The 24,415-nt window shown below is 63.6% G+C and carries 25 protein-coding genes and 1 other RNA gene; 12 read left to right on the forward strand and 14 right to left on the reverse strand.

Annotated elements, in window-relative coordinates; translation table 11 throughout:
• Positions 1-68 precede the first annotated feature (68 nt).
• On the forward strand, positions 69-2,888 hold the full coding sequence (locus tag SLT36_RS06475; protein ID WP_432286371.1) for an autotransporter outer membrane beta-barrel domain-containing protein: 2,820 nt from the start codon (positions 69-71) through the stop codon (positions 2,886-2,888).
• A 113-nt stretch (positions 2,889-3,001) separates the two neighbouring features.
• Positions 3,002-3,691, forward strand: a complete 690-nt coding sequence (locus tag SLT36_RS06480) for a nitroreductase family protein (RefSeq protein ID WP_432286372.1) — start codon at positions 3,002-3,004, stop codon at positions 3,689-3,691.
• Positions 3,692-3,695: 4 nt separating this feature from the next.
• On the opposite strand, the gene SLT36_RS06485 is transcribed toward SLT36_RS06480, so the two are convergent.
• A complete protein-coding gene (locus tag SLT36_RS06485) occupies positions 3,696-5,501 on the reverse strand; it encodes an ABC transporter transmembrane domain-containing protein (protein WP_432286373.1) in 1,806 nt (601 codons plus the stop codon).
• 188 nt (positions 5,502-5,689) lie between these two features.
• Between SLT36_RS06485 and rpmE the strand changes: the two genes are divergently transcribed.
• Entirely contained in the window at positions 5,690-5,911 is a 222-nt protein-coding gene (gene rpmE / locus SLT36_RS06490; protein WP_067956883.1) for a 50S ribosomal protein L31, read from the forward strand.
• Positions 5,912-6,550: 639 nt separating this feature from the next.
• On the opposite strand, the gene SLT36_RS06495 is transcribed toward rpmE, so the two are convergent.
• On the reverse strand, positions 6,551-7,177 hold the full coding sequence (locus SLT36_RS06495) for a TetR/AcrR family transcriptional regulator (protein WP_432286374.1): 627 nt from the start codon (positions 7,175-7,177) through the stop codon (positions 6,551-6,553).
• A gap of 98 nt (positions 7,178-7,275) precedes the next feature.
• On the opposite strand from SLT36_RS06495, the gene SLT36_RS06500 reads away from it, so the two are divergent.
• Both SLT36_RS06500 and SLT36_RS06505 read left to right on the forward strand, forming a co-directional pair.
• Positions 7,276-8,121: an NAD(P)H-binding protein gene (locus tag SLT36_RS06500; RefSeq protein ID WP_432286375.1), complete on the forward strand. Its 846-nt coding sequence runs from the start codon at positions 7,276-7,278 to the stop codon at positions 8,119-8,121.
• On the forward strand, positions 8,118-8,603 hold the full coding sequence (locus SLT36_RS06505) for a DUF1772 domain-containing protein (RefSeq protein WP_432286376.1): 486 nt from the start codon (positions 8,118-8,120) through the stop codon (positions 8,601-8,603). Before SLT36_RS06500 ends, SLT36_RS06505 begins: the two co-directional genes overlap by 4 nt.
• A 34-nt stretch (positions 8,604-8,637) precedes the next feature.
• Here SLT36_RS06505 and SLT36_RS06510 read toward each other — a convergent pair whose 3' ends face one another.
• The 3 genes from SLT36_RS06510 to SLT36_RS06520 form a co-directional block, all read right to left on the reverse strand.
• Positions 8,638-9,714 (reverse strand): D-alanine--D-alanine ligase family protein, encoded by a 1,077-nt coding sequence (locus SLT36_RS06510; RefSeq protein ID WP_432286377.1) that lies wholly within the window; start codon positions 9,712-9,714, stop codon positions 8,638-8,640.
• 135 nt (positions 9,715-9,849) lie between these two features.
• On the reverse strand, positions 9,850-10,161 hold the full coding sequence (locus SLT36_RS06515; RefSeq protein WP_067956897.1) for a SelT/SelW/SelH family protein: 312 nt from the start codon (positions 10,159-10,161) through the stop codon (positions 9,850-9,852).
• Between the two features lie 226 nt (positions 10,162-10,387).
• Complete coding sequence (locus SLT36_RS06520) at positions 10,388-11,137, reverse strand: YebC/PmpR family DNA-binding transcriptional regulator (RefSeq protein ID WP_432286378.1); 750 nt, start codon at positions 11,135-11,137, stop codon at positions 10,388-10,390.
• 165 nt (positions 11,138-11,302) lie between these two features.
• Between SLT36_RS06520 and SLT36_RS06525 the strand changes: the two genes are divergently transcribed.
• The gene (locus tag SLT36_RS06525; protein WP_432286379.1) at positions 11,303-12,109 is read left to right on the forward strand and encodes an MBL fold metallo-hydrolase; all 807 of its coding nucleotides are present in this window, start codon (positions 11,303-11,305) and stop codon (positions 12,107-12,109) included.
• 9 nt (positions 12,110-12,118) lie between these two features.
• Here SLT36_RS06525 and SLT36_RS06530 read toward each other — a convergent pair whose 3' ends face one another.
• Positions 12,119-13,570 carry a diguanylate cyclase gene (locus tag SLT36_RS06530; RefSeq protein WP_432286380.1) on the reverse strand — a complete coding sequence of 484 codons (1,452 nt, stop codon included), beginning with the start codon at positions 13,568-13,570 and terminating at the stop codon, positions 12,119-12,121.
• A gap of 162 nt (positions 13,571-13,732) precedes the next feature.
• Positions 13,733-14,437, reverse strand: coding sequence for a glutathione S-transferase family protein (locus SLT36_RS06535; RefSeq protein WP_432286381.1), 705 nt, complete (start codon positions 14,435-14,437; stop codon positions 13,733-13,735).
• A gap of 128 nt (positions 14,438-14,565) precedes the next feature.
• On the opposite strand from SLT36_RS06535, the gene SLT36_RS06540 reads away from it, so the two are divergent.
• The gene (locus SLT36_RS06540) at positions 14,566-14,916 is read left to right on the forward strand and encodes a winged helix-turn-helix transcriptional regulator (protein WP_432286382.1); all 351 of its coding nucleotides are present in this window, start codon (positions 14,566-14,568) and stop codon (positions 14,914-14,916) included.
• Between the two features lie 23 nt (positions 14,917-14,939).
• Here SLT36_RS06540 and SLT36_RS06545 read toward each other — a convergent pair whose 3' ends face one another.
• Complete coding sequence (locus tag SLT36_RS06545) at positions 14,940-15,263, reverse strand: ArsR/SmtB family transcription factor (RefSeq protein WP_067956912.1); 324 nt, start codon at positions 15,261-15,263, stop codon at positions 14,940-14,942.
• Between the two features lie 51 nt (positions 15,264-15,314).
• Between SLT36_RS06545 and SLT36_RS06550 the strand changes: the two genes are divergently transcribed.
• Together SLT36_RS06550 and SLT36_RS06555 are read left to right on the forward strand one after the other, a co-directional pair.
• Entirely contained in the window at positions 15,315-15,800 is a 486-nt protein-coding gene (locus SLT36_RS06550; RefSeq protein ID WP_432286383.1) for an SRPBCC domain-containing protein, read from the forward strand.
• An 11-nt stretch (positions 15,801-15,811) separates the two neighbouring features.
• Complete coding sequence (locus SLT36_RS06555; protein WP_432286384.1) at positions 15,812-16,174, forward strand: VOC family protein; 363 nt, start codon at positions 15,812-15,814, stop codon at positions 16,172-16,174.
• A gap of 45 nt (positions 16,175-16,219) precedes the next feature.
• On the opposite strand, the gene SLT36_RS06560 is transcribed toward SLT36_RS06555, so the two are convergent.
• The 5 genes from SLT36_RS06560 to ssrS all read right to left on the reverse strand — a co-directional run bounded on the left by SLT36_RS06560 (position 16,220) and on the right by ssrS (position 19,842).
• The gene (locus SLT36_RS06560; RefSeq protein ID WP_432286385.1) at positions 16,220-16,930 is read right to left on the reverse strand and encodes a DNA helicase; all 711 of its coding nucleotides are present in this window, start codon (positions 16,928-16,930) and stop codon (positions 16,220-16,222) included.
• 220 nt (positions 16,931-17,150) lie between these two features.
• On the reverse strand, positions 17,151-17,906 hold the full coding sequence (locus tag SLT36_RS06565) for a TerC family protein (protein ID WP_432286386.1): 756 nt from the start codon (positions 17,904-17,906) through the stop codon (positions 17,151-17,153).
• A gap of 162 nt (positions 17,907-18,068) precedes the next feature.
• Entirely contained in the window at positions 18,069-18,893 is an 825-nt protein-coding gene (locus SLT36_RS06570; protein ID WP_067956925.1) for a TIGR00282 family metallophosphoesterase, read from the reverse strand.
• An 87-nt stretch (positions 18,894-18,980) separates the two neighbouring features.
• Positions 18,981-19,565 (reverse strand): 5-formyltetrahydrofolate cyclo-ligase, encoded by a 585-nt coding sequence (locus SLT36_RS06575; protein WP_432286387.1) that lies wholly within the window; start codon positions 19,563-19,565, stop codon positions 18,981-18,983.
• A gap of 121 nt (positions 19,566-19,686) precedes the next feature.
• Positions 19,687-19,842: non-coding RNA, 6S RNA (gene ssrS / locus SLT36_RS06580), on the reverse strand.
• A 248-nt stretch (positions 19,843-20,090) separates the two neighbouring features.
• Between ssrS and SLT36_RS06585 the strand changes: the two genes are divergently transcribed.
• Both SLT36_RS06585 and SLT36_RS06590 read left to right on the forward strand, forming a co-directional pair.
• On the forward strand, positions 20,091-20,930 hold the full coding sequence (locus SLT36_RS06585) for an AAA family ATPase (protein ID WP_432286388.1): 840 nt from the start codon (positions 20,091-20,093) through the stop codon (positions 20,928-20,930).
• 422 nt (positions 20,931-21,352) lie between these two features.
• Positions 21,353-21,799: a GNAT family N-acetyltransferase gene (locus SLT36_RS06590; RefSeq protein ID WP_432286389.1), complete on the forward strand. Its 447-nt coding sequence runs from the start codon at positions 21,353-21,355 to the stop codon at positions 21,797-21,799.
• 36 nt (positions 21,800-21,835) lie between these two features.
• On the opposite strand, the gene SLT36_RS06595 is transcribed toward SLT36_RS06590, so the two are convergent.
• Positions 21,836-22,909 carry a GH25 family lysozyme gene (locus SLT36_RS06595; RefSeq protein ID WP_432286390.1) on the reverse strand — a complete coding sequence of 358 codons (1,074 nt, stop codon included), beginning with the start codon at positions 22,907-22,909 and terminating at the stop codon, positions 21,836-21,838.
• 218 nt (positions 22,910-23,127) lie between these two features.
• Between SLT36_RS06595 and SLT36_RS06600 the strand changes: the two genes are divergently transcribed.
• Positions 23,128-24,318 (forward strand): vWA domain-containing protein, encoded by a 1,191-nt coding sequence (locus SLT36_RS06600; protein ID WP_432286391.1) that lies wholly within the window; start codon positions 23,128-23,130, stop codon positions 24,316-24,318.
• Positions 24,319-24,415: the final 97 nt, after the last annotated feature.

Genomic DNA, 24,415 nt, shown 5'->3' on the forward strand with positions numbered 1-24,415 from the left:
CTTCCAATCGTCCGTCGAGCAGGCCGCTCGCCCGTACCTCTGCCTTGCGTGCGGGAACGGCGCTTGTGATGCTTGCCGCAGTGGCGGTCGTGCTCGGCGCCGCATCTCCGGCTAGCGCTGCCGACCAGTATTGGGATGGTCCTTCCACTCTTCCGATCATCATCGAAGGCGGTGGCGGCACCTGGAGCACGAGCGGCACCAACTGGACCGACATGGGTGGTGCGATCAACGGCGCCTGGGCCGGTGGCACTGCCGTGTTCGGCGGAACCGGCGGCGGGATAAGCGTTCAGGGTCACCAGAACTTTGACACGCTTCGTTTCACCGGCAGCGGCTACAGGCTTACGGCGACCGCTTCCGACTCGCTTACCCTGGCGCCGGTAGGCGGCACGGCGACGATCAATGTTGGCACCGGCATTACCGCCGAGATCGGCATGATCGTGAAAGGCTCGGCCGATCTCGACATCGTCGGCGGCGGCACGCTGAAGTTCAGCGACTGGGCAAACACCTATACCGGCGCGACGACCATCGGTTCCGGCACGACGCTGCAACTGATCCGCAACAGCAGCATCAGCGCCTCCAGTGGCGTGACCGTCGACGGGACTTTCGATATCTCGGCGACCGACGGGGGTGCGAGCATCAAGGCCTTGGGCGGATCGGGCCAGGTCGTGCTTGGTGAGAGGTCCTTGTCCCTAACGGCCGCCAATGGGACCTTCTCGGGCGTGATCTCGGGCAATGGTGGCCTCAACATCAGCGGCACCAAGCAGATCTTCACCGGGGCGAACACCTATCTCGGCAGCACTGGCGTCAGCGACGGCGCCACGCTTCAGATCGGCGATGGCGGGACGAGCGGCTCCATCGCCGGCGCAATACTCAACTATGGCGCTGTTGTCTTCGACCGTTCCGACGGCGTCACCTTCGCCGGCAACATTACTGGTCCAGGCGCATTCGAGCATGTCGGCGGCGGAAAGCTGACGCTTACGGGGTCAAACAGCGGCAGCGGCACTGTGCTGATCACCAATGGCAGCACGCTGCAGTTCGGCGCCGGCGGCACGAGCAGCTGGCTCGCCAATGCCGGTGGCACGATCACCATCGATGCCGGCAGCAAGCTGATCTCCAACATGTCCAACAATCAGCGCTTGAACGGCAAGCTCGCTGGCGCTGGCGCTTTCTTCAAGCAGGGTGCCGGGACCATAACGCTGAGTGGCGACAGTTCCGCTTTCACAGGCGAGACGTTCGTAAACACCGGCATGCTGAATGTCGGCTATAAGGGCAGCGGCAAACTGGCGGGGCCCGTCTTGGTAGACTCGGGCGCGCGGTTCGGCGGCAGCGGCACGGTGATCGGCAATGTGACGATCGCGTCGGGTGCAACGCATGCCGTCGGTGATACGGCCAATCCTGCGACGACTGGCCTCGTCCACACCCAGACCATCACCGGCAACTACGTCAACAACGGCGTCCTCGAGATCGAGGCGACGCCGACGACGGCCGACAGGCTCACGGTCAACGGTACAGTCGACATATCGGGTGCGACGCTGAACCTGTCGCTGACGCCCAACGACCCGAGCCCGGCCGGAGGCTGGGATCCGCTCAACGGGCCGTTCACGATCATCGCCAATGATGGCGGTGACGCCGTCACCGGAACCTTCGCCTCGGTCGGTAACCTCAACAACCTGCTCTTCCTCAATCATCTCATCAGCTATACCGGTGGCGACGGCAACGATGTGACACTGGCGCTCAGCCGCAACGATCTGTCGGTCGAAGAGGTCGCCGAGTCGCCGAACCAGTCGGCTGTCGCCGGCGCCGTCGACAGCCTACCGAGCGGCAATCCGGTGCGCTCGGCCCTGCTGATGTCGACCGACGAGGACGAGGCGCGCGACGCGCTCGAACAGCTCGCCGGCGACGTTCATGCCTCGGTCAGCGGCGGCACGACGCAGACCAGCCAGTTCCTCGGCGAGTTCGCCAATGACCGCGTGCGCTCGGCCTTCGGCGATGTCGCCGCACCCGACCTGCCCGTCATGGGTTATGGCGAGGGCGGGCTCGAACTGGTTGCAGCCGACACCGACCGCTTCGTCGTCTGGGGCCAGGCGCTGGGCAACTGGGGCTCGTTCGACGGCGACGGCAATTCGGGCGGCTTCAAGCATTCGAGCGGCGGCCTGGTTGCCGGCGGCGACACCGTCGTCGGTGACGGCTGGCGTCTCGGCCTGCTCGGCGGCTACAGCCGCACCAGCTTCGACGCCGACGGCGCTGCAGCCTCAGGCGACAGCGACAACTTCCATGTCGGCATCTATGGCGGTCGCCATTTCGGCGCCGTCGCGCTGCGTGCCGGAGCCTCCTACACCAGGCATGCGATCGACACGAGCCGCACGGTCTCGTTCCCCGGTCTCACCGAAACGCTCAAGGCCAGCTACGACGCCGGCACGGCGCAGGCCTTTGTCGAAACGGGCTACAAGGTCGAACTGGGCCGCGTCGCCTTCGAGCCTTTCGCCGGCCTCGCTTACGTCTCGACCTCGACCGACGGCTTCACCGAAACCGGTGGTTCGGCGGCGCTGACCAGCGCCGACAAAAGCTTCGACAGCACCACGACGACGCTCGGCCTGCGCGCAGCAACCGACTTCAACCTTGGCGATGCCAAGGCGACGGTGCGCGGCGGTCTTGGCTGGCGCCACGCCTTCGGCGATGTCACGCCTGCCTCGACGGTTGCCTTCGCCGCCGGCGGTGACAGCTTCACCGTCCATGGCGCGCCGATTGCCCGTGATGCGCTGCTGATCGAAGCCGGCCTCGACTTCGCCGTCTCGCCCAAGGCCAATCTCGCTTTGAGCTACAACGGCCAAGTCGCCAACGGCGCCCGCGACCACGGCGTCAAGGCAAGCCTCGGCGTCAAGTTCTAGACGTGGAGTAAGGCGACGCCGGTCACGGCGTCGCCGATCCCCGCCGATCCCCGTTGACGCGAGCGGTGGCATTGGAGAATGTCGCCGCAATCGAGAATCCTGGGGAGGAACATATGACCGTCTCAACCGCGCACGCCTATCGCACGCTGCCGCTGCCCGACTACAAGGAAAAGCCGGTCGAAGAGATGCGCGCCGGCGCGCAGTCGTTTTATGACGAAATCCGCACACGCCACACCGTGCGTGATTTTTCGACCCGGCCGGTGCCGCGCGATATCATCGAAACCTGCATCATGGCAGCCGGTACCGCACCCAACGGCGCCAATCACCAGCCCTGGCATTTCGCCGTCATCGGTGACGCCGAAATCAAGCGCCAGATACGCGAGGCAGCCGAGATCGAGGAGCGTGCTTTCTACGAGGGCCGCGCCGGCGAGGAGTGGCTGAAGGCGCTGGCGCCGCTCGGTACCGATGCCTCCAAGCCCTTCCTGGAAGAGGCGCCCTGGCTGATCTGCATCTTCGGCGAGCGCAAGAGCCGCTCGGCCGACGGTGTCTCGCGCAAGAACTATTACGTGCCCGAATCGGTCAGCATCGCCACCGGCTTCCTGATCGCCGCGCTGCACCGCGCCGGCCTTGCGACGCTGACACACACGCCGAACCCGATGAGCTTCCTCAACCAGATCTGCGGCCGCGACCCGCACGACAAGCCTTACATCCTGATGGTCGTCGGCTATCCCAAGGAGGGCGCCACTATCCCCTTGCATGCCACGGAGAAGCGTCCGCTGTCGGAGATCGCGACCTTCCTGTGAGGCGTTATTCCGCGGCGCCCTGGAAGGCGCTGGCACCGGTGTCGAACTGCAGCTTGGCGAGGCGGGCATAGATGCCACCCTTAGCGACGAGGCTGGCATGCGTGCCTTCCTCGACAATGCGGCCGCCATCCATGACCAGGATGCGGTCGGCCTTCAGTACCGTTGCCAACCTGTGCGCGATGACGATGGTCGTGCGGCCCTGCATCAGATGCTCGAGCGCGGTCTGCACCTGCCGCTCGCTGTCGGCGTCCAGCGCCGAGGTCGCCTCGTCGAGCAACAGGATCGGCGCGTCGCGCAGGATGGCGCGGGCAATGGCGATGCGCTGGCGCTGACCGCCGGAGAGCGTGACGCCACGTTCGCCGACTTCGGTGTCATAGCCGTCCTGCAGCTTCTCGATGAACTCGTCGGCAAGGGCTGCCTCGGCTGCCTTGACGATGTCGGCCTGCGAGGCACCGGGCCGGCCGAAGCCGATGTTCTCGCCTGCCGTGCTGGCAAAGACCGTCACGTCCTGCGGCACGATGGCGATGCGGTCGCGCACGGCCTGCGGGTCGGCCTGCTTGAGGTCGACGCCGTCGATCAGCACAGCACCGGCTTCGGGATCGTAGAAGCGCAGCAGAAGCGAAAACACCGTGCTCTTGCCGGCTCCCGACGGGCCGACGATGGCGACAGTCTCTCCCGGCTTCACCGCGAAGCTCAGCTCATGCACTGCGGCGCGGTCGGGGCGTACAGGGTAAGAGAAGGTCACGTCGCGGAATTCGATCGCGCCGCTGCTCCTGGCGGGCAGGGCGACGGGAATTGCCGGTGCGGCGACGGTCGGCCGTTCGGCCAGAATTTCGGTGATGCGTTCGGCAGCACCTGCGGCCGAACTGAGTTCGCCCCACACCTCCGACAGCGCCCCGAGCGCGCCGGCGGCGAACACCGAATAAAGCAGGAACTGGCCGAGCGTGCCGGGTGACAGCGTGCCGTCAAGCACGTCGCGCGAACCGAACCACAACACGGCGACGACCGAGGCGAAGATGGTGAAGATGGCGAAAAAGGTCAGCACGGCGCGGGCCAGCACCGAGGCGCGGGCGGCGTTGAAGGCGGTCTCGACGGCGGCAGCGAATCGGCCCGTCACCAGCTTTTCGTTGGTGAAGGCCTGCAGCGTGCGGATGGCGCCGATCTGTTCGCTGGCAAAGGCCGTCGCGTCGGCAAGCGTGTCCTGCGCCAGCCGCGACTTGCGCCGCACCGAGCGACCGAAGGCGACCAAAGGCAGCACGATCAGAGGGATCGCAGCGATGACCAGGCCAGACAGTTTCGGGCTCGTCACCACCATCATGGCGAGCGCGCCGAGGCCGAGGATGACGTTGCGCAGGGCGACGGAGGCGGTGGCGCCGACGGCCGACTTGATCTGGGTCGTGTCGGCGGCGAGCCGTGACACGATCTCGCCCGACATCGCCGTGTCGAAGAAGGCTGGCGAGAGCGAGGTGACGTGCGAAAAGACGTCGCGGCGGATGTCGGAGACGACGCGCTCGCCGAGCGTGATGACGAAATAGTAGCGGCAGGCCGAGGCCAGGGCGAGCAGTGCGGCGATCGCCACCAGCATGGCGAAATATTTGGCGATGAAGCTCGAATCGGCCGAAGAGAAGCCGTGGTCGATCATCCGGCGCACGGCGATCGGCAGCGTCAGCGTGGTGACGGCGGCGGCGACCAGCGAAATGATGGCGCCGACGACCAGCCTGGGATAACGGTAGAGATAGGGCGAAAGCCTGCTCAGTGGACGGAGCGAACGTCGGCGCTGTTCATTGGCGGCCGTTATTGTGTTCGCCATGTCAATTCCCTCTCGGCCGCGGGCCATTTGCCGGCTGCGCGGCCTTGTGATTCGAAATCGGCTGATGTATAGGCACGCCGACCGTTTCTGAAGCCGTGGCCTATCTAGCCGTGGCTTCGAATTTTCGAAAGAGGCGCATCGCCGCAGGATACCTGCGCAAGCCGCGCCGCGACAGCAGGAACAGAGCGATGAAAGCCGATATCCATCCCGACTACCACACCATCAAGGTTGTCATGACCAATGGCACCGAATACCTGACCCGCTCCACCTGGGGCAAGGAAGGCGATACGATGAACCTCGATATCGACCCGACCACGCACCCGGCCTGGACCGGCGGCCAGCACAACCTGCTCGACCGCGGCGGCCGTCTGTCGAAGTTCAAGAAGCGCTACGAAGGCCTCGGCATCTAAGCCGACCCGCTTCCAAGAATACAAGAACCCGCCCTCATGGCGGGTTTTTTTGTTGTCGCCGACCGAGCTAATCATCGCACGTCCCGTTTCGTGAGACAGAGCCATGCGGGACTTGAGTGATGAACGATGGACTGGCCTGACGGGTGGATACAAGGTCACCTATGATCCCCGGCGGGCACTCGGTATCTCGCCGAGCACTACAATGACAGCGCGGCCTGGAACGAACTCCTGAACGAACTGCACCATCAGGGCGATATCGGCGAGGCGTCCTATGCAGCTGTCCCTGAGCTCGTCAGACTTTCCGCCCGACACCAGCCCGCCCACTGGGGACTCTACGGTCTGGCCGCAACGATAGAAGAGGCGCGGCTGGTCTTTCTGCGAAACCCTCTGATCCCAGAATGGCTGGACCGCGCCTATGCCGAGGCATGGCAACGTCTCTTTGAGCTGGCCCTGCGCGACTTGGGGACCGAGTCAGAGCCAAGGATCGTATCCTGCGCCTTGGCAGTCGTTGCCTTGCACCGCAAGCAGCTATCACTGGCGCGCCTTGCGCTCTGTGATGAGGATGAGCGGGCCGGGATGCTCCAAACGCAATTCGGCGCAGTTTAGGCGCTTAGCCTTCGGTTTGTCCTCGCCCGAAGGTCAGGACGCCGCGATCTCTCGTAGCGCCATTCTCTTGTAGTCGGCCACCAAGGCATCGCCCTCGACCCGCTCGACGGAGATCGCCAGCCGCATCGTCGCCTCGCCGAGCGACATGATGAGAAACGCCTTGCGCTCGATCTGGGCCGCCTCGGCGCCTGTAGCAACGCGGTGCCAGGCCTCGGCCAGCAGTGCGCCATTGGCCCTGGAGTCGCGCAGGTCGACGTCGCGCAGCGCCTTGTCGGCCTGGGTCCCTGACCAGATGTCGCGCATCACCGGCTCGGCCAGGAAGATGCCGTAATAGACGTCGATCAGGTCGCCAAAGGCCTCGATCAGTCCCTTCATGTCGCTCACCCCGGCGAGCCCGTCTGAAATGCAGGCGCGGCCTTCGGCGTTGTAGCGCTCGGCCAGTGTGCGGATGATCGCGCCCTTGTCGGGGAAGTACTGGTAAAGCGAGCCGATCGATACGCCGGCGCGCTCGGCGATCTCGCCCATGCGCATGGCGTCGCTGCCGGCCTCCGCAATCAGCCCGCTCGCCGCCTGCAGCATGCGCTCGACGCGCTCCTGGCTGCGTTTCTGGCTCGGCGCGCGCCGCAGCGCCTGACCCGAGCTGTCTTCGATCGTTTCCATGGTTTCTCGCCCGCAACGATTCCGCTTGACCTGCATAATATGAGGGTTTATCACATTTGCAAATGTGAGGATTACTCACATTAGCGAAGGAGGCCAAAATGACCGCATCCCAGCATGACATGAAGCCCATTCTCATCCTTGGCGGCACCGGCAAGACCGGACGCCGCATCGCCGACCAGCTTGCAGCGCAAGGCCTGCCCGTCCGTATCGGCTCGCGTGCTGCCCGCCCGTCCTTCGACTGGGAGAACCGCGCGAGCTGGGCCCCCGCGCTCGAGGGTGTCGACGCCGTCTACATCTCCTATTATCCCGACCTTGCAGCGCCCGGTGCGGCCGAGGTCATCGGCGCCTTCGCCGACCTCGCCGTCGGTTTGGGCGTGAAGCGCCTGGTGCTTCTGTCCGGCCGCGGCGAACCCGAGGCACAGCGCGCCGAGGAAAGGGTCAGGCAGTCTGGCGCCGACTGGACTGTGCTGCGCTGCAGCTGGTTCATGCAGAATTTCAGCGAGGGTATTGTGCTCGACGCCGTGATGGCGGGAGAGGTGGCCTTGCCGGTGGGGGCTGTCGGAGAGCCCTTCATCGATGCCGACGACATCGCCGACGTCGCGGTCGCAGCCTTCACGGACGACCGCCACATCGGTCAGCTCTATGAACTTACCGGTCCGCGGCTGCTGACCGTCGCCGAGGCCATCGCAGAAATCGCCACGGTCGCCGGCCGCGACATCCGCTTCGTCGAGATCGGCGCCGCAGACTTCAAGGCCGGCCTCGCCGCAGCGCAACTGCCTGGGGACCTCGTCGAACTCCTGATGATGCTGTTCACCGAGGTTCTCGATGGCCGCAATGAGCATGTTGTGGACGACGTCAGCCGCGCGCTCGGCCGCGCCGCGCGCGACTTCACAGACTATGCCAACAATGCCGCCGCAGCCGGCATCTGGGGAGAAGCACAATGATCGCGCCCGTATTCACCGCGCTCGTCTTCGCCGCCATGCTCGGCAGCGGCATCGCCGCCGGCCTGTTCTTCATCTTCTCCAACACCATCATGGCGTCGTTCGCGCGCCTGCCGGTCGCGCAAGGCATCGCCGCCATGCAGCAGATCAACGTCACCATCATCAACCCGCTGTTCATGCTTGTGTTCATGGGGCTCGTGGTGCTGTCGCTGGTCCTCGGCGCCAAGGCGATTTTCGGCTGGGCCGAGACCGGCTCGGCCTGGCTGCTCGCCGGCAGCGTCGCCTATCTGGTCGGATGCTTCCTGGTGACGATGGTGTTCAACGTGCCGCTCAACGATGCGCTCGCCGCCGTCGATCCGGCAAGTGCCGAGGGTGCCGCGATATGGGCGCGCTATCTCAACGAGTGGCTGCCGTGGAACCATGTCCGTACGGTCGCCTGCGTGGTGTCGCTGGCGTCGTTCGTCATGGCTTTCCGTGCCGCATGAACAAGAAGGCCGGGGTTGACCCGGCCTCTCGGTCTCAGGCTTGGCGCTTCCAGCGCGCCACGGCGTGTTCGATCAGCTTTCCGACCAGATCGGGGTAGGGCACGCCGGAGGCAGCCATGGTCTTCGGATACATGCTGATGTTGGTGAAGCCGGGGATGGTGTTGACCTCGTTGACCAGCGCCGACCCGTCCGCCTTCACAAAGAAGTCGACGCGCGCCATGCTCTCGCAGCCGAGCGCCAGGAAGGCGCTGCGGGCAACCTCCTGCAGCCTGGCCTTGGCCGCATCGGGCAGTTCCGCCGGGATGCGCAAGGCAGCGCCGTCGGCATCGATGTACTTGGCCTCATAGGTATAGAAGCCGTGGCTCGCCGCAGGTGCGATCTCGCCCGGCACGGAGACGGAGAGCGAACCATCTGGCGCCTCGAGCACGGCAAACTCGACCTCACGGCCGTCGACGAACTCCTCGATCAACACCTTGCGGTCATATCTGAAGGCCTCGGCCAGCGCCTTGTCCAGCTGTTCCGCCGTCTCGGCCTTGCTGACGCCGACGGATGAGCCTTGCCGCGCCGGCTTGACGAAAACAGGCAGTCCGAGCTCGGCCTTGATGGCGTCGAATGTGGGACGGTCACCGAAATGCACGGTCACGCCACGCGCCACCGGCACACCGGCCTCTCTCATCAGCCGTTTGGCGACGTCCTTGTCCATTGCGTTGGCCGAGCCGAGCACGCCCGAGCCGACATAAGGAATGTCGGCCACCTCGGCCAAACCCTGGACCGCGCCATCCTCGCCGAACGGGCCATGCAGCACCGGAAACAGCACGTCGACCCGGGGCAGCTCGAACGGCACTTCGCCGGCTGGCAGGGCGATCAGCCGCCCTTTGCCGCCCGGCACCAGCACCACCTCGGCGCCCCCGGTGGGCACGGCCTTGGGCAGTGCGCCGTCGCGGTCGAGTTCGACCAGGAACCAGCGGCCGTCGCGGGCGACGCCGACAGGCACGACCTCGTATCTGGACGCGTCGATCGCCTTGACGACGTTGCTTGCCGACATGAGCGAGACGTCGTGCTCGGAGGAGCGTCCGCCGAATAGAACTGCGATGCGTGGTTTGGTGGTCATGGGTGCTTTCCGCTCTGCCGCCGGGTTCGCGCCATGCCGCGGCGCGATGTCCCTGCTTGCTCAGCAATTCGAGTTTATCTGTGGCGCCGTTTCAGGGCGCGGCGTTCTTGCGCGATTTTCGCCGTGGGCAGGCGCTCAGGCCTGGTCCTTGGCCTTGTGACCCTTCCTGTCGGAATGGCCGAGATCGCGCTCGGGGTCGATGATGTCGCGCACCAGCTGTTTCAGCTTGGCCGCGTCGGGGAAGCCGCCATCGCGCTTACGGTCCCACACCAACGTGTCATTGCAGGTGATGGTAAACACGCCGCCCGTGCCCGGCACCAGCGTCACCTCGCCAAGCTCGGTGCCGAATGTCGACAAGAGCTCCTGCGCCATCCAGCCGGCACGAAGCAGCCACATGCACTGGGTGCAGTAGGTGATGCGGATCTGGGGCAGGAGGGAGTCGGTCATTCGCAACCCGGTGCTCTCTTGTGCGTCTTACGAGCCCCGCTTCGCGGGCACCTCAGGATGAGGGAGGTTCGTCCCATTCGCCCACTTTCGACGTTCGGGCAACGGGCAGTGCATAGTCGCGCCGGACGCCGCGGTCCTCATCCTGAGGCGCCCGCGGAGCGCGCCTCGAAGGTCGAGAAAAGGCGTCAAATGAAAACGCCCCGGGTTTGCCGGGGCGTGTCAATAATCAAGCCGCGCTGAGCTTGGCCAGCGTCGCCTCGTCGACCTCGAAGTTGGCGTAGACGTTCTGCACGTCGTCGTCGTCTTCGAGCGTGCCGACCAGCTTCATCAGCGACTGGGCGCGTTCTTCGTCGACGGGGACGTTGTTCTGCGGCTTCCAGATGATCTTCACCGACTCGGCGTCGCCGAGCGAGCTTTCGAGCGCCTTGGACACCTCGCTGAGGTTTTCGAAAGCGCAGGTGATGGTGTGGCCGTCTTCGTCCGACTGAACGTCGTCGGCACCGGCTTCGATGGCCGCGTCCATGACCTTGTCGGCGTCGCCGGCGCCTGCCGGATAGACGATTTCACCGACGCGGTCCCACATGAACGACACCGAACCTGTTTCGCCCAACGCGCCGCCGGCCTTGGTGAAGGCCGCGCGCACGTTGGAAGCCGAACGGTTGCGGTTGTCGGTCAGCGCCTCGACGATCAACGCCACGCCACCCGGGCCATAGCCTTCGTAGCGCACTTCTTCGTAGTTCTCGGCGTCGCCCATCGAGGCCTTGGAGATCGCGCGGGCAATGTTGTCCTTGGGCATCGACACCGCCTTGGCGTTCTGGACGGCAAGGCGAAGGCGCGGGTTCATCGAGGGGTCGGGCACGCCGGTCTTTGCTGCAACGGTGATTTCGCGTGCAAGCTTGGAGAACATCTTGGACCGCACCGCATCCTGGCGGCCCTTGCGGTGCATGATGTTCTTGAACTGTGAATGGCCGGCCATGGGACCCCTGTTTGTCGCTTCGGCAGTGTTTGAATGGGCCGCCTTATAGATAAATCGGCTCAATACGTCCAGACTTCAGGGCTTCCCGGCCCTCGCGAAAACGTGACTCCGTGCGTCACGCCGCTGCTGGGATAGTGCGTTTCGCCACGAACGCTCGAGAGCGCCATGCCCCTTCGCCTGTTCGCCGCCTGTCTTGCCACCCTGCTTTTAGCGTCGATCCCGGCATGGGCGGCGGACGATCCGGTGCCGAGCAAATGCATGGCCATCGCGCAGGCGCTGCCCGACGTCACCTATGCCAGCTTCTATCAGGCCCAGACGTTCGTCGATGGCGACGTCTCCATCACCTATGCCGGCCACTCGACCTATGTCATCGAGACGCCGGGCGGCGTCCGCATCGCCACCGATTACAGCGGCATTTACGGCACAAATCCGTTGCCGCGCATCGTCACCATGAACAAGGCACATCGCACCCACTATACCGACATGCCGGACCAGGCCATCGACCATGTCCTGCGCGGCTGGAACCCCGAGGGCGGGCCTGCCAGGCATGCGCTGGTCGTCGACGATGTCTATGTCCGCAACGTGCCGACCGACATCAGGCGCTTTGGCGAGATGGAGCGCGACGGCAATTCGATCTTCATCTTCGAGGTGGCCGGCCTGTGCATCGGCCATCTCGGCCACCTGCATCACCGGCTCGAGGACGCACATTATGGCGCCATCGGCCGGCTCGACGTCGTCATGGTGCCGATCGACGGCGGCATGACCTTGTCGATCGATGCGATGACCGAGATCACGACCAGGCTCTATTCGTCGATGATCCTTCCGATGCATCGGCATTCCACCCCGATTGGCGAGTTCACCGGCATGATGGGTGATGGTTTTGCCGTCGAGTTCCGCAACAGCCGTTCGCTCACCGTGTCACTGAGGTCGCTGCCATCGCGGCCAACCATCGTCATTCTCGACGGTGTCTGACCTCAGCGTTCAGTTCAAGGTCGGCGATGTTGCCTCGGGCTGCCGGGCGCCGACCCGAACCATGTTGCGTCCAGCTTCCTTGGCTTCGTAGAGCGCGCGGTCGGCAGCCAGCATCATGTCGTCGAAATCGGTGTATTCCCCCGGCGCGCGCGTTGCCACACCGATACTGACGGTGGCCCACACCTCGCCGCCCGACGGCATCTCGATCGCCCGCATTTCAAGTGTCTGGCGGATGCGCTCGGCGACCGAGGTTGCCGCGATCATGTCGAGGCCCGGCAGCACCACGGCGAACTCTTCGCCACCCATACGGCCGAACAGGTCGGCCGGGCGAAGCAGACGGGAGATCAGGACGACAAATTCCTTCAGCATCGCGTCGCCGCCGGCATGGCCGAATCGGTCGTTGATGTTCTTGAAGTGATCGATGTCGAGCATCAGCAGTGCCGTGCCCTGGTCCCGGTTCGCTTGCAGGCAGGCTTCGCTTCGCTCGATGAAGGCACCGCGTGACAGCGCGCCGGTCAGCGAGTCGTGGTTGGCCGCGCGCGACAGTCGTTCGATCAGCTCGACGCGGGCGGCGTTGATGCTGGCAACAGTCAGCGGACACAGCGCCATCAGGGCGATGCCGAGCCGCAGCGAGTCGAGCGAACGCAGCGGGTCGGGCAGTTCCGGCAACGGGATGAGGTTTGCCGGGATCGAGATCAGCAACCACACGCTCAGCAGCATGGTCAGCACCGAGGTGGTGAACGTCTTGTAGGTCAGCGAGCACCAGAGCAGGGCAGGGATGGGCATCGCCAGAGCACCTGGTCCGCCCAGCATGATGGCAAGCCCAACCGAAGCCACCAGCACCAGCGCCGGCAAGGCATGCTGGAAGAGCGCGGGCGAAAGACCGGCCGGCCAATGCTCGCGCAGCCTGCGGAAGCCGGGGAAGGTCAGCAGCACCGGAAGGATGATCAGGCCGTTGACCAGTTCGGTGATGAACCAGAAGGTGATGCCGCTGAAGAAGTCCTTGCCAAACAAAAGGCGTGCCGCGCCGCCGCCGGCGATCGAGGCGGCCAGTGCCACCGCGCAGCAGATGGCGAAGAGGTGCAGCACCGATGCCGGCCGTTGCAGCCAGCGATCGCTCTCCGGCACCAGCCGGAACAGCAGGTATCCGGTCAGCGCACCGGTGATATTGGCGATCGTCAGCCACAGCGTGACGAAGAAGTTTCCACCCGTTGAAAGGTCAGCCACGATGTAGCCGACGAAGGCGGCGAGCCAGCCCAGTGGCATGGCGTAGCTCGGATTGCGCACCATCATGCCGAGCAGGATGGCGTTCGCCGGCCAGACCGCGGCGAGGAAACCGATCGGCCGCGTCAGTATGCCGAAGAACGATGCGAGGAAGACGATGCCGGCAACGATCAGAGCAATCGCAAATTGCGGTTCTGTGTCTGGCCTGACAGGCAGTTCCCGGGTGGCAGTCAGCATTCCCCGTCCGTATGCAAGTTCCTGTTCGGATTGTTGGCCAACAAGCGTTTATCCGAGCTTAATAAGTTCCTTCTGATGTACATTGAGATGCTGGCCACGTCCAAGCATTTCGCTGGCCGCGTTGATGCCTCCGCAACCGATGGGTGCGAGAGGCGTGACAGGTCAAGCGGCGATGCGCGGCTCCAGCTCCTCGACGGTGGCGTGACCGCGGAACCCGCCCAATGACACGGCTTCCCGCTCCTCCTCGATGGCATGGGCGAAGATCACCGCCGGGTCGGCTTCGAGTTTTGCCATGTGCTTGTGGATGCCGGGGAACTCGCTCGCCATGTCGAACAAGTCGAGATCCGAGCCCCAGCGCGCGATGCCGATGAAATAGGCGTCGGCCACGGTTCTGTGGTCGCCGACCAGCCATTCGCTGTTTTCGAGCACGCGCTGCAGGAAGGCGAAGTCCATGACTGCCTTTTCGCGCGCCATCTTGCGCAGCATGTTGCGCCCGGCGTCGTCGTCTTCGACCAGCTTGAAGGCGTTCCAGCCATAGCCGAGATCGGAATGCAGCGTGGTGTGCAGGTAGGACAGCATCCAGTTCAGCCGGTCGAATTCCTTGCTGCCTTGGGCAAAGCCGAGGCCATTGTCGAGGTCGCGCGCGGCGATGTTGTGCAGGATCGCCAGGCTTTCGGTCAGCGTGCCGCCATCCCCGGTGACCATCGCCGGCGTCTGACCGAGCGGGTTGACCCTGGCGAAGGTGCGGGAACGCTTGGCTGTCATGTCGATGCGGTGCAGGCGGTAGGGCTGGCCGAGCCATTCGAGTGCCACGATCGAGCCGAACGAGCAACCATGCGGCACGCCGTAAAAGAGCACAGGTTCCATGTCATATCCTCTTGGAATCGGACCGCGAGACAGTCGCGGCGTGCCGCAGAACCTATGCATTGAACTCGTTCCAACAAGTACCTACCTTTTTGTAAGGTACTGACTTCAAAGTGAGAATTGAGGATTTCTTGGCGAAGACGCAGCCAGAAAGTTGTGGCCTCGGTCCCGCCTTCCAGGTCATCGGCGGCAAATGGAAGGCGTTGATCCTGTGGCTGGTGCACACCGAGCCGCGCCGCTTCGGCGAGCTCAAGCGGCTGGTGCCCGACATCAGCGAGAAGATGCTGATCCAACAATTACGCGAAATGGAGGCCGACGGCCTCGTCCAACGCGAGATCTTTCACGAGCTGCCGCCACGCGTCGAGTATTCGGCGACGCCGCTCGGCCAGTCGCTCGATGAAGCGCTCGGACCGCTCGCCAGCTGGGGCAAGGAGCATGGCGCCGCCATCGAGGCGCGGAAGGCGAAATCGCCTGGTCACTAGCTGACATCAAAGCTCGGGACGCCTCAGCCTTCCAGGTCGAGCTTCAGCCGGTCGAGAATGCTCATCGCGTGGCTGGCATATTCGCTGATCCAGCGGTCGTGAATCTCTTTGATCGGCATCGAGTTGAGGTGGTTCCAGCGTTCGCGGCCTTCACGCCGGGCGACCACCAGCTCGGCCTCTTCCAGAACTTTCAGATGCTGCATCACGGTGCAGCGGTCCATGTCGTCGAAACGCTCGCACAGGGCGCCCGTCGTCAGCGCGCCATCCTTCAGCACGTCCAGCATCAATCTCCGGCGCGGATGCGCCAGAGCCTTGAAAACATTGTCGTCTTTCGAATCGCTTGACATGTTATAATTTTATAACACATTATCGCCGTGTGCAAGCATAGGAGGCTGACAATGTCCTTGGGGTTCAAGGTTTCGGGACGTATCGCCAAGCCCGTCCACGAGGTGTTCGACGCGGTCGTCAATCCGAAGAAGCTGAGCGGCTATTTCACCACGCTGAACGGGGCCAGCGCGCCGCTGGTCGCCGGAACCACCGTCACCTGGTGGGGTTCGGTGCCGGTCGAGGTCGACGAGATCGAGTTGGACAAGCGCATCGTACTGCGCTGGGACGCCGAGGTGGCCGAGGGCCAGCCGGCCTACAAAACCCGGATCGAGATGGGCTTCGACGTGCTCGAGGATGGCTCGACCTTCGTCACCATCGGCGAATCCGGCTGGGTCGAGGACGCGGTTGGGCGCAAGGCGTCCTACGGCAACTGCGAGGGCTGGGCGGAAATGTTGTCGGCGATGAAGGCCTGGCTCGAATACGGCATCAACCTGCGCGAGGGTTTTTATCCCTCTGAAATGCGCGGCCAATTGCCGACGACAGGCGAACGCAAGTGAGGAGAGAGAGAATGGGTGCCAAGATCGAAGGCGGCATGAACATCGCCATGAAGGTGCCGAGCCACCAGTACGAGGCGACCATCGCCTTTTACCGCGACGTGGTCGGCCTCGAGGGTATCCCGGATAAGCTGCCCGCGGTTGGCTTCAAGCTCGGCCCGAACCAGCTCTGGATCGACGAGGCCCCGACCATGAGCCAGGCTGAGGTCTGGCTGGAGCTGTTCACGCCCGATTTTGCCGGCACGCTCAAGCAACTCGGCGATGCCGGTGCGGTGCGCTGCGACCCGATCGAGCCGCTCGGCGAAAGCTTCCGTGGCGGCTGGATCATGAACCCGGCCAACATCGTGCACATGGTGCGCGAACCCGACGCCTGGTGAGGCTGGAACAGTTCGGGCGGCGGGCATTCCCGCCGCCCGGTCTTGTCAGACCGAGTGGATTCGCACTTCGCCATTGGCTAGGAAGCAGGCCTTGTCGAACAGCTTGAGATCCAGCGGATTGGGCAGCCTGACGTCGCCGAGGTCGGGCATCGTCTTCGTTGCCGGGTCGTAGGAGCGGTCGATCTGCGAGATCATCACGACGATCAGCCCCTTGTCGCGCGCCAGTGCTCTCAGCGCCCGCACCTGTTCCATCAGCTTCGGATTGTCGCGCTTCTGGTCGAGCAGTTGCAGGTAGTCAACCACCACCATCGTGCCGCGCGGCGCCGAAGCCATGCGCCCGGCGATATGGGCCGCGCTGATGATGTCGGAGCTGTCGAGCTCAAACAGGCTGCCAAACTGCGCCCGGTCGGCGCCGATGGCGCGGAAGCGATCGAGCACTTCCTTTTCAGTGTATTCGAGCGTGAAGAAGCTGCCGCGATGGCCCGATTTCATCGCCTCGACGGCGAGTTCGAGACCCATCAGCGTCTTGCCCTGGCCGGGCCGCGCGCCGAGCAGGACCATGTCGCCGGAAGCGAGCCGTGCGAACAGTTTTGCCGCCGGGCGCACGGCAGCGGCCTTGGCGGCAAGCAGGCTCCAGCCGGCAATGCCTTCGCCGGCTGCCACCTCGTCGAGTGCCTGATGAAGTGGGATCGTCTTCGTCCTGGCCAGAAGCCTGGCCTTGCGCTTCAGCACGGGAATGGGCGCGGATAGTTTCATTGTGCGAACCTCCAGATACGAGCTGTCGTCGCAACCCCTCCTTATGCACGTGCTCGAACAGATGGTTCGGTGATTAGGCACCCTGCACGATCAGTACTTTCCCGCTGGAGGGGGGAGGCGTGGGCCGCGCCGGAATCAGATGATAGCCCGGTTCCGGTCGGTGTGAAATCGCTGGCCGAGACGAAAACGGCGGGCTTTTGGCCCGCCGTCGTCATGTTCATCAGTGACCGCCACTTTTCCTGCGGCGGTTCCGCTGCAGCATGTTGAGGCCCTCGACCAGCGCCGAGAAGCCCATGGCGGCGTAGATGTAGCCCTTGGGCACATGATAGCCGAAACCATCGGCAATCAGCGTCATGCCGATCATCAAGAGGAAGCCGAGCGCCAGCATGACGATCGTCGGGTTCTTCTCGATGAAGGTCGCGAGCGGCGTTGCAGCCAAAAGCATCACGGTCACGGCGACGATCACGGCGATGTACATGATGCCGATCTCGTCGGTCATGCCGACAGCGGTGATGATCGAGTCGATCGAGAACACCAGGTCGAGCAGCAGGATCTGGAAGATCGCAGCGCCCATCGAAAGCTGCAGCGTACGCGACACCATCTCGTCCTTGTGGTCCTCGGGATCGACCGAGTGGTGGATTTCCTTGGTCGCCTTCCAGACCAGGAACAGGCCGCCAGCGATCAGGATCAGGTCGCGCCAGGAGAAGCCGTGGCCGAAGGCCGTGAAGACGGGTGCCGTCAGCGCGACGATGAAGGAGATGGTGGCCAAAAGCACCAGGCGCATGATCAGGGCCGCCCCGATACCGAGCCGCCGCGCTTTGGCGCGCTGGTGCTCAGGCAATTTGTTGGTCAGGATCGAGATGAAGATCAAATTGTCGATGCCGAGCACAACTTCGAGCGCGATCAGGGTCAGCAGTGCCACCCAGGCGGTCGGGTCGTTGATGAAGCCGAAATACGGCGTCAGGAATTCGATCATCTAAGTGTCCCCGTTGTTCTTCTGGATACGATGCGAGCGGCCGGCGGCCGCTCGTTCACATGCTACAGTGCCGAGACATGGTGCATCCGGATAGATGCATCATGCTCTAACATATGCTGACGTGCGGCGGGCAAGTAGGTTTCGACTGGCCCCTCGTCAATGTCAGGACCAGAAGGATGGGACGGTTTCTTCGAGCCTAGGCCCGCGACGCAATGGCGCAACCCGTTCGGCGAGGCCGGTGCGGTCGGAAATGTCGACGCCGACGCCGCAGATGGTGGCCGGGCCGTTGGCCGCCTCGAAGCGGCCCTTCGGCACCTTGGACAGGAACCGGTTGAGCGGTTCTTCCTTGTCCATGCCGAGCGAGGAGTCGTAGTCACCGCACATGCCGGCGTCGGTCAGATAGGCGGTGCCGCCATTGAGGATCTGGTGGTCGGCGGTTGGCTGGTGGGTATGTGTGCCGACAACCAGGCTGGCGCGGCCGTCGACGAAATGGGCAAAGCACATCTTCTCGCTCGTCGCCTCGGCGTGGAAGTCGATCACCACCGCGTCCGCCTGTTCGCCCAATGGGCAGGCGGCCAGTTCCCGCTCTCCGGCCTGGAACGGGTCGTCGAGTTCAGGATGCATGAACACCCGGCCCATGATGTTCGAGACGAGAACGCGGGCGCCGTTCCTGGCGATGTAAAGGCCGGAGCCGCGTCCCGGCGTGCCCTTCGGAAAATTCGCCGGGCGCAGGAAGCGTTCCTCGCGCGGCGCAAAGGCCAGTGCCTCGCGCTGATCCCAGACGTGATTGCCTGTCGTCACTACATCGGCGCCGGCAGCAAGCGTTTCGCGGAAAATCTCCTCGGTGATGCCGAAGCCGCCGGCGGCGTTCTCACCGTTGACGATGACAAAATCGAGCCGGAAATCCGAAATCAGGCCGGGCAGCTGGTTCCACACCGCAGTGCGTCCAGCCTTGCCCACCATGTCGCCAAGAAAAAGAAGTCTCATGAAAAATGCTTCTACAGGGCCATTGCGAAATCATGCAAGTGGAGCCGGCCGAATTTGCCCGGAGCGGATTCGCGCAGGCCAATCACCTCACGCCGGCTCGAAACGGCGCAGCCCGCTTTCCGTCAGTATTTCGGGAATGATGACGTCGTGGTTCTCGTCGGGAACGCGCTCGACCTCCTGGCAGTCGAAGGCGATGCCGATCAGCCTGGGCTCTATGCCCTTGTCCTGCAGCTTGGAGATCGCCCGGTCGTAATAGCCGGCGCCATAGCCGATGCGGTGGCCGCGTTTGTCGAAAGCCGCCAGCGGCACCAGCATGATCTGGGGATCCAGCACCTCGGCTTCCTCATGCGGCCCGACGGTGCCAAAACCCATATCGACCATCGGTGCGCCGCGCACCAGTTCGCGGAAGACGATCGTGTGCTTGTCGAGGATCGCCGGCAGGCAGAGCCGCGCACCATGCTCGCGCAGGGCAAACATCATCGGCCTGACGTCCACCTCCGATCGCATCGGCCAGAAGCCCGAGACGATCGTGCCGGGCTCGAACTGCAGATTGTCGCGCGCCATCTCCGCCATCTCCAGCGACGCTTCGATGCGCCAGAACTGGTCGAGCGCGTCGCGCCGGGCCAGCGCTTCCTTGCGCAGCAGCTTCTTGATTTCGCGATGGGAAGTCATGCCGGTGTTCGCCCGTTCTGCTGTCGTTCGCCAAGTGTTTGGCACATTGGCCGTTGCACCGGCAACGCGGAAACCGACGCTTTCAGGCGTCGGGTGGGCAGGTTTTATCCTGACAGGGAGGTGACGATCCACACAACCGGTGAAGAAGTCGATCCCGGAGACCTACAAAGTAGGTGGGCGCCGTATGGAAGAACCCACGGGTTCTCCCAGGGACAGCTCCCTAAGGATCGTTAAGGCCCCGGGGAAAATGCTCTCCTGCCGGGAAGCGCAGACCGTCACCGCCAATATAGGCGCTGTGGCCGCAATGCGCCATGGCAGTGGGACGCTTCGTGCAACGATATTTGCGGGGCTGTGGTGTGGAGGGGTTTTTCATGCTCATGCGCTTTGTTGTCTGTTGGAGCGAGCTTGAGAGCTCTGCCTCCTGTGCCGTAGCGGCGGTCCCGAACGCCTATCACGACGGGACGTCCCGCTTGCCCCACCGGCCACACCTCCCTAGTGTCGGCGCCGACGAATTTGGAGTTTCGCATGCGCTTTGAAGGAACGTCGGCTTATGTCGCCGACAAGGATCTGATGGTGGCGGTCAATGCGGCGATTGCGCTGGAGCGGCCGCTGCTGGTCAAGGGCGAGCCGGGTACCGGCAAGACCGAACTCGCCCGCCAGGTGGCATCGGGCCTCGGCCTTGAAATGATCGAGTGGAACGTCAAGTCCACCACCAAGGCACAGCAGGGTCTCTACGAATATGATGCCGTCTCGCGCCTGCGCGACAGCCAGCTCGGCGATGGCCGCTTCAACGACATCAAAAACTACATCAAGCGCGGCAAGCTGTGGGATGCGTTTGCCGCCGACAAAAAGGTCGTCCTTCTGATCGACGAGATCGACAAGGCCGACATCGAGTTCCCCAACGATCTGTTGCAGGAACTCGATCGCATGGAGTTCTTCGTCTACGAGACCGGCGAGACGATCAGCGCCAAGGTCAGGCCGATCGTCATCATCACCTCGAACAACGAGAAGGAGCTCCCCGACGCCTTCCTGCGCCGCTGTTTTTTCCACTACATCCGCTTCCCCGACGTCGACACGCTGCACAAAATCGTCGAGGTGCATTATCCCGGCATCAAGCAGAACCTGGTGCGCGCCGCGCTGACCCAGTTCTACGAAATCCGCGAGGTTGCCGGCCTCAAGAAGAAGCCGTCGACCTCGGAAGCGCTCGACTGGATCCGCCTGCTGGTCGCCGACGACGTCGCGCCCGAGGACCTGCGCGCCGACCCCAAGAATGCGCTGCCCAAGCTGCATGGCGCCCTGCTCAAGAATGAGCAGGACGTGCATTTGTTCGAGCGCCTGGCATTCATGGCGAGACGGCAGGGGTGAAATTTTGGCGGCATCGTCCGGCGACCAGAGGGAGGTCGAGGTCTCGATCATTCGCTGGGTTGACGACGAACCGCAGCCGGAAATCATTGAATTCGTGTTGTGCGACCGATCTGGGCGCCAATGGCATTTCCATGAAAAATGCGCAGTGATTTCGGGAGAGTTGTTGGATGCGGCCAGCGTCTAAAACCCGGCACATGGCGTTGCATGGTATTGTCTCAAGGCTGCGATCCGGAAGGTCGATCAATAGCGAAATCGATACGTATCGACCCTGGTTTGTGGAATCTCTGAAGGGCACCAGTCGATTTGAAGTCATTTCCAGCCAACTGTTGCCGGAAAGCTAGGAGCAGCGATTTGGCAGCCCTGGATCCTTGTCCCATCAGAGATTTCTGAGGACGCTGGTGCATCCAAGGAGAGAGAGCTTCATGACCGACATCACCATCCGCCCACTCGAGCTTGCCGACCACGAGGACTGGCGCCGACTGTGGACCGCTTATCTCGATTTCTACAACACGGTCCTGCCTGAAAACATCTACAAGCTCGCCTGGAAGCGCATGTTCACCGAGGGCGAGTTCGAGCCCAAGGGGCTGATCGCTCTCGTCGACGGCAAGGCGGTCGGCCTGACGCACTATCTCTACCACCGCTCGGGCTGGTCCGAGGCCAACAATTGCTACCTGCAGGATTTGTTCGCCGACCCGGAGGTGCGCGGCAAGGGCGTCGGCGCCGCCCTGATCGAAGCCGTGAAGCAGGAGGCCGGCAAGCTCGGCGTTACCAATGTCTACTGGATGACCCACGAGACCAACGCCACGGCGCGCAAGCTCTACGATCGCGTCGCTCGCCGCACCGGTTTCATCGAGTACGACCTGCTCTGAGGCGACAGGCAATCACTGGCCAGGACCCGCGGGCGATCAGCCCGCGGTGCGTTCCAGCCACTGGTTCCACTGGGCTGCGCTGCCGCGGAAGACGTTGAGGTCGATCTTGCCCTCGACGCCGTGCGACAGGCCCGAGCCCGAATACTGCCAGAACACCCAGTTGCGGCCGGGATAGACCTTGGATGGCGGCTCGGCCACGGCGCGTAGCCAGAACGGATAGTTCTGGAAGTGGCCGCGCAGATTGTCCTTGTAGAAGTCGGGTGCGGTGTAGATGACCGGGCGCTGGCCGTAATGGCGCTCCAGCTTGTCCATGAAGACCTGCATCTTCTCGCGGATCTTTTCGGGGCTGTGGCGGCGCTTGCAGCTCGATTCGCCGTTATATTCGACGTCGATGACCGGTGGCAGCGCGCCGGGAACCTTGGGCACGTTGCGGATGAACCAGTCGGCCTGTTCGCCGGCGGTGCGGCACCAGTAGAAGAAGTGATAGGCGCCACGCCTCAGGCCGGCGGCCTCGGCCGCGCGCCAGTTCTTGCGGAACATCGGGTCGAGATGGTCGCCGCCGTCGGTGGCCTTGATGTAGGCGAAGTTGGCGCCCTGGGTGCGCAGCTTGGGCCAGTCGATCTCGCCCTGCCAGCGCGACACGTCGACGCCGTGAACGGCGAAATTCTTGGGCGACATCGTGCGGCCGAAATTGATCGGCTTGGCGTCGCGGAAGCGACGGCCATAGATCTTGCCCGGCGCGAACGGCGTCGCCTTCATCGGGTTGGACGGCGCCACCAGCGCAATCGGCTTGGCGTCGGGCGTGGGCATGTCCTCGAGTTCGATGGCAGGCTCCATCGGCGCCCGCGGCATCGGCGTCGGCATTGCCATCGCCACCTGTACCGGCGCTTCCGTCATCGTGGTCACCTCGACCGGCGCTGCCATGACAGGCTGGGGCATTGGTGCCTGCGCGACCATTGGCGCGATGTCGGCCGAGGGCCGTATCACCGAACTCGTTGTTTCAGGAGATGGCGACGCCTGCTCCATCAGGCTGCCGAGGCCCGAGCTCGAGGTGCAGCCGGCAAGAGCCAGGCTGGCGAGAACGATCGCTGACGCCGCTGAGAAACGCATTGGTACCCGTACGCAAAACAAACTCGGATCGGAGGCAGACTCGGCCCTCGCTCCCCACTGACGGCAATTGCTAACGGGAAATTACCAAGAAAGACTGAATCCGATTTTTACTTTAATTAGATTTCGGGTGTTGCAACGCTGCCAATGCGTCGATGCAGGACCCGGATGCGGCATCGGCGGACTTGCCTGCGCGAGCGCGCCGAAGCAAAGTGCCGGCCATGTTCATACCCTTCTTCCTCGAACTCAAGGCGGCCAAGGTTCCGGTGTCGCTGCGTGAATATCTGGCCTTGCTGGAGGCACTCGACGCCGACCTTGTCAGCTACGACGTCGAGGGTTTCTACTACCTCGCCCGTGCTGCGCTGGTGAAGGACGAGCGCCATATCGATCGTTTCGACACGGTCTTCTCGCATTATTTCAAGGGCGTCGAGGCCGTTGCGGGCGAGGGCGGTGTCGACGTCGCCAACATCCCCGAGGAATGGCTGCGCCGGCTTGCCGAGAAGACGCTGACCGATGAAGAGAAGAAACTGGTCGAGGCGCTGGGCGGCTTCGACAAGCTGATGGAGACCTTGAAGCAGCGGCTCGAAGAGCAGAAAGGCCGCCACCAGGGCGGGTCGAAATGGATCGGCACCGCGGGCACTTCGCCTTTCGGCGCCTATGGCTACAATCCCGAGGGCGTGCGCATCGGCCAGGAGACGAGCCGCCATCGCCGCGCGGTGAAAGTGTGGGACAAGCGCGAGTTCCGCAATTTCGACGATTCCGTCGAGCTCGGCACCCGCAACATCAAGGTGGCGCTGAAGCGGCTGCGCCGCTGGGTGCGCGAGGGCGCCGAGGAAGAGCTCGACCTGCCCGGCACCATCCACGCCACCGCCGACCACGGCTATCTCGACGTCAAGACCAGGCCCGAGCGGCGCAACGCGGTGAAGCTCCTGATGTTCTTCGACGTCGGCGGCTCGATGGACGACCACATCAAGGTGGTGGAAGAGCTGTTTTCGGCGGCGGGCGTCGAGTTCCGCCAGCTCGAATATTTCTATTTCCACAACTGCCTCTACGAGGGCGTCTGGAAAGACAACCGCCGCCGCCATGCCGAGGTCATCCCGACGCTCGACGTGCTCCACAAATATGGCCACGACTACAAAGTCATCTTTGTCGGCGACGCCTCGATGAGCCCCTATGAGATCGCTTATGCCGGCGGTTCGGTCGAGCACTGGAATCCCGAGCCGGGTGCTGTCTGGTTGCGCCGCGTGCTCGACCAGTGGCCGAACGCCGTCTGGCTCAATCCGACCCAGGAAAAGCATTGGGGCTATACGAGTTCGATCAAGATGATCTCGGAGATCTTTGCCAACCGCATGTACCCGCTGACGCTGGCCGGGCTGGAAGCGGCGACCAGGCAGCTGTCGCGGAAGCATTAACGAGCCGGATTGCCCGAGCATCTTGGCTCACCATCAAGTGATGCCCTGTCAGTCGGCGCCTTTCGTAACTATCTGTGCGAAGACGACGAACAAGAAG

The organism is Aminobacter sp. BA135, from assembly GCF_050859125.1.
In the GTDB taxonomy this organism is placed as follows: Bacteria; Pseudomonadota; Alphaproteobacteria; order Rhizobiales; family Rhizobiaceae; genus Aminobacter; species Aminobacter ciceronei.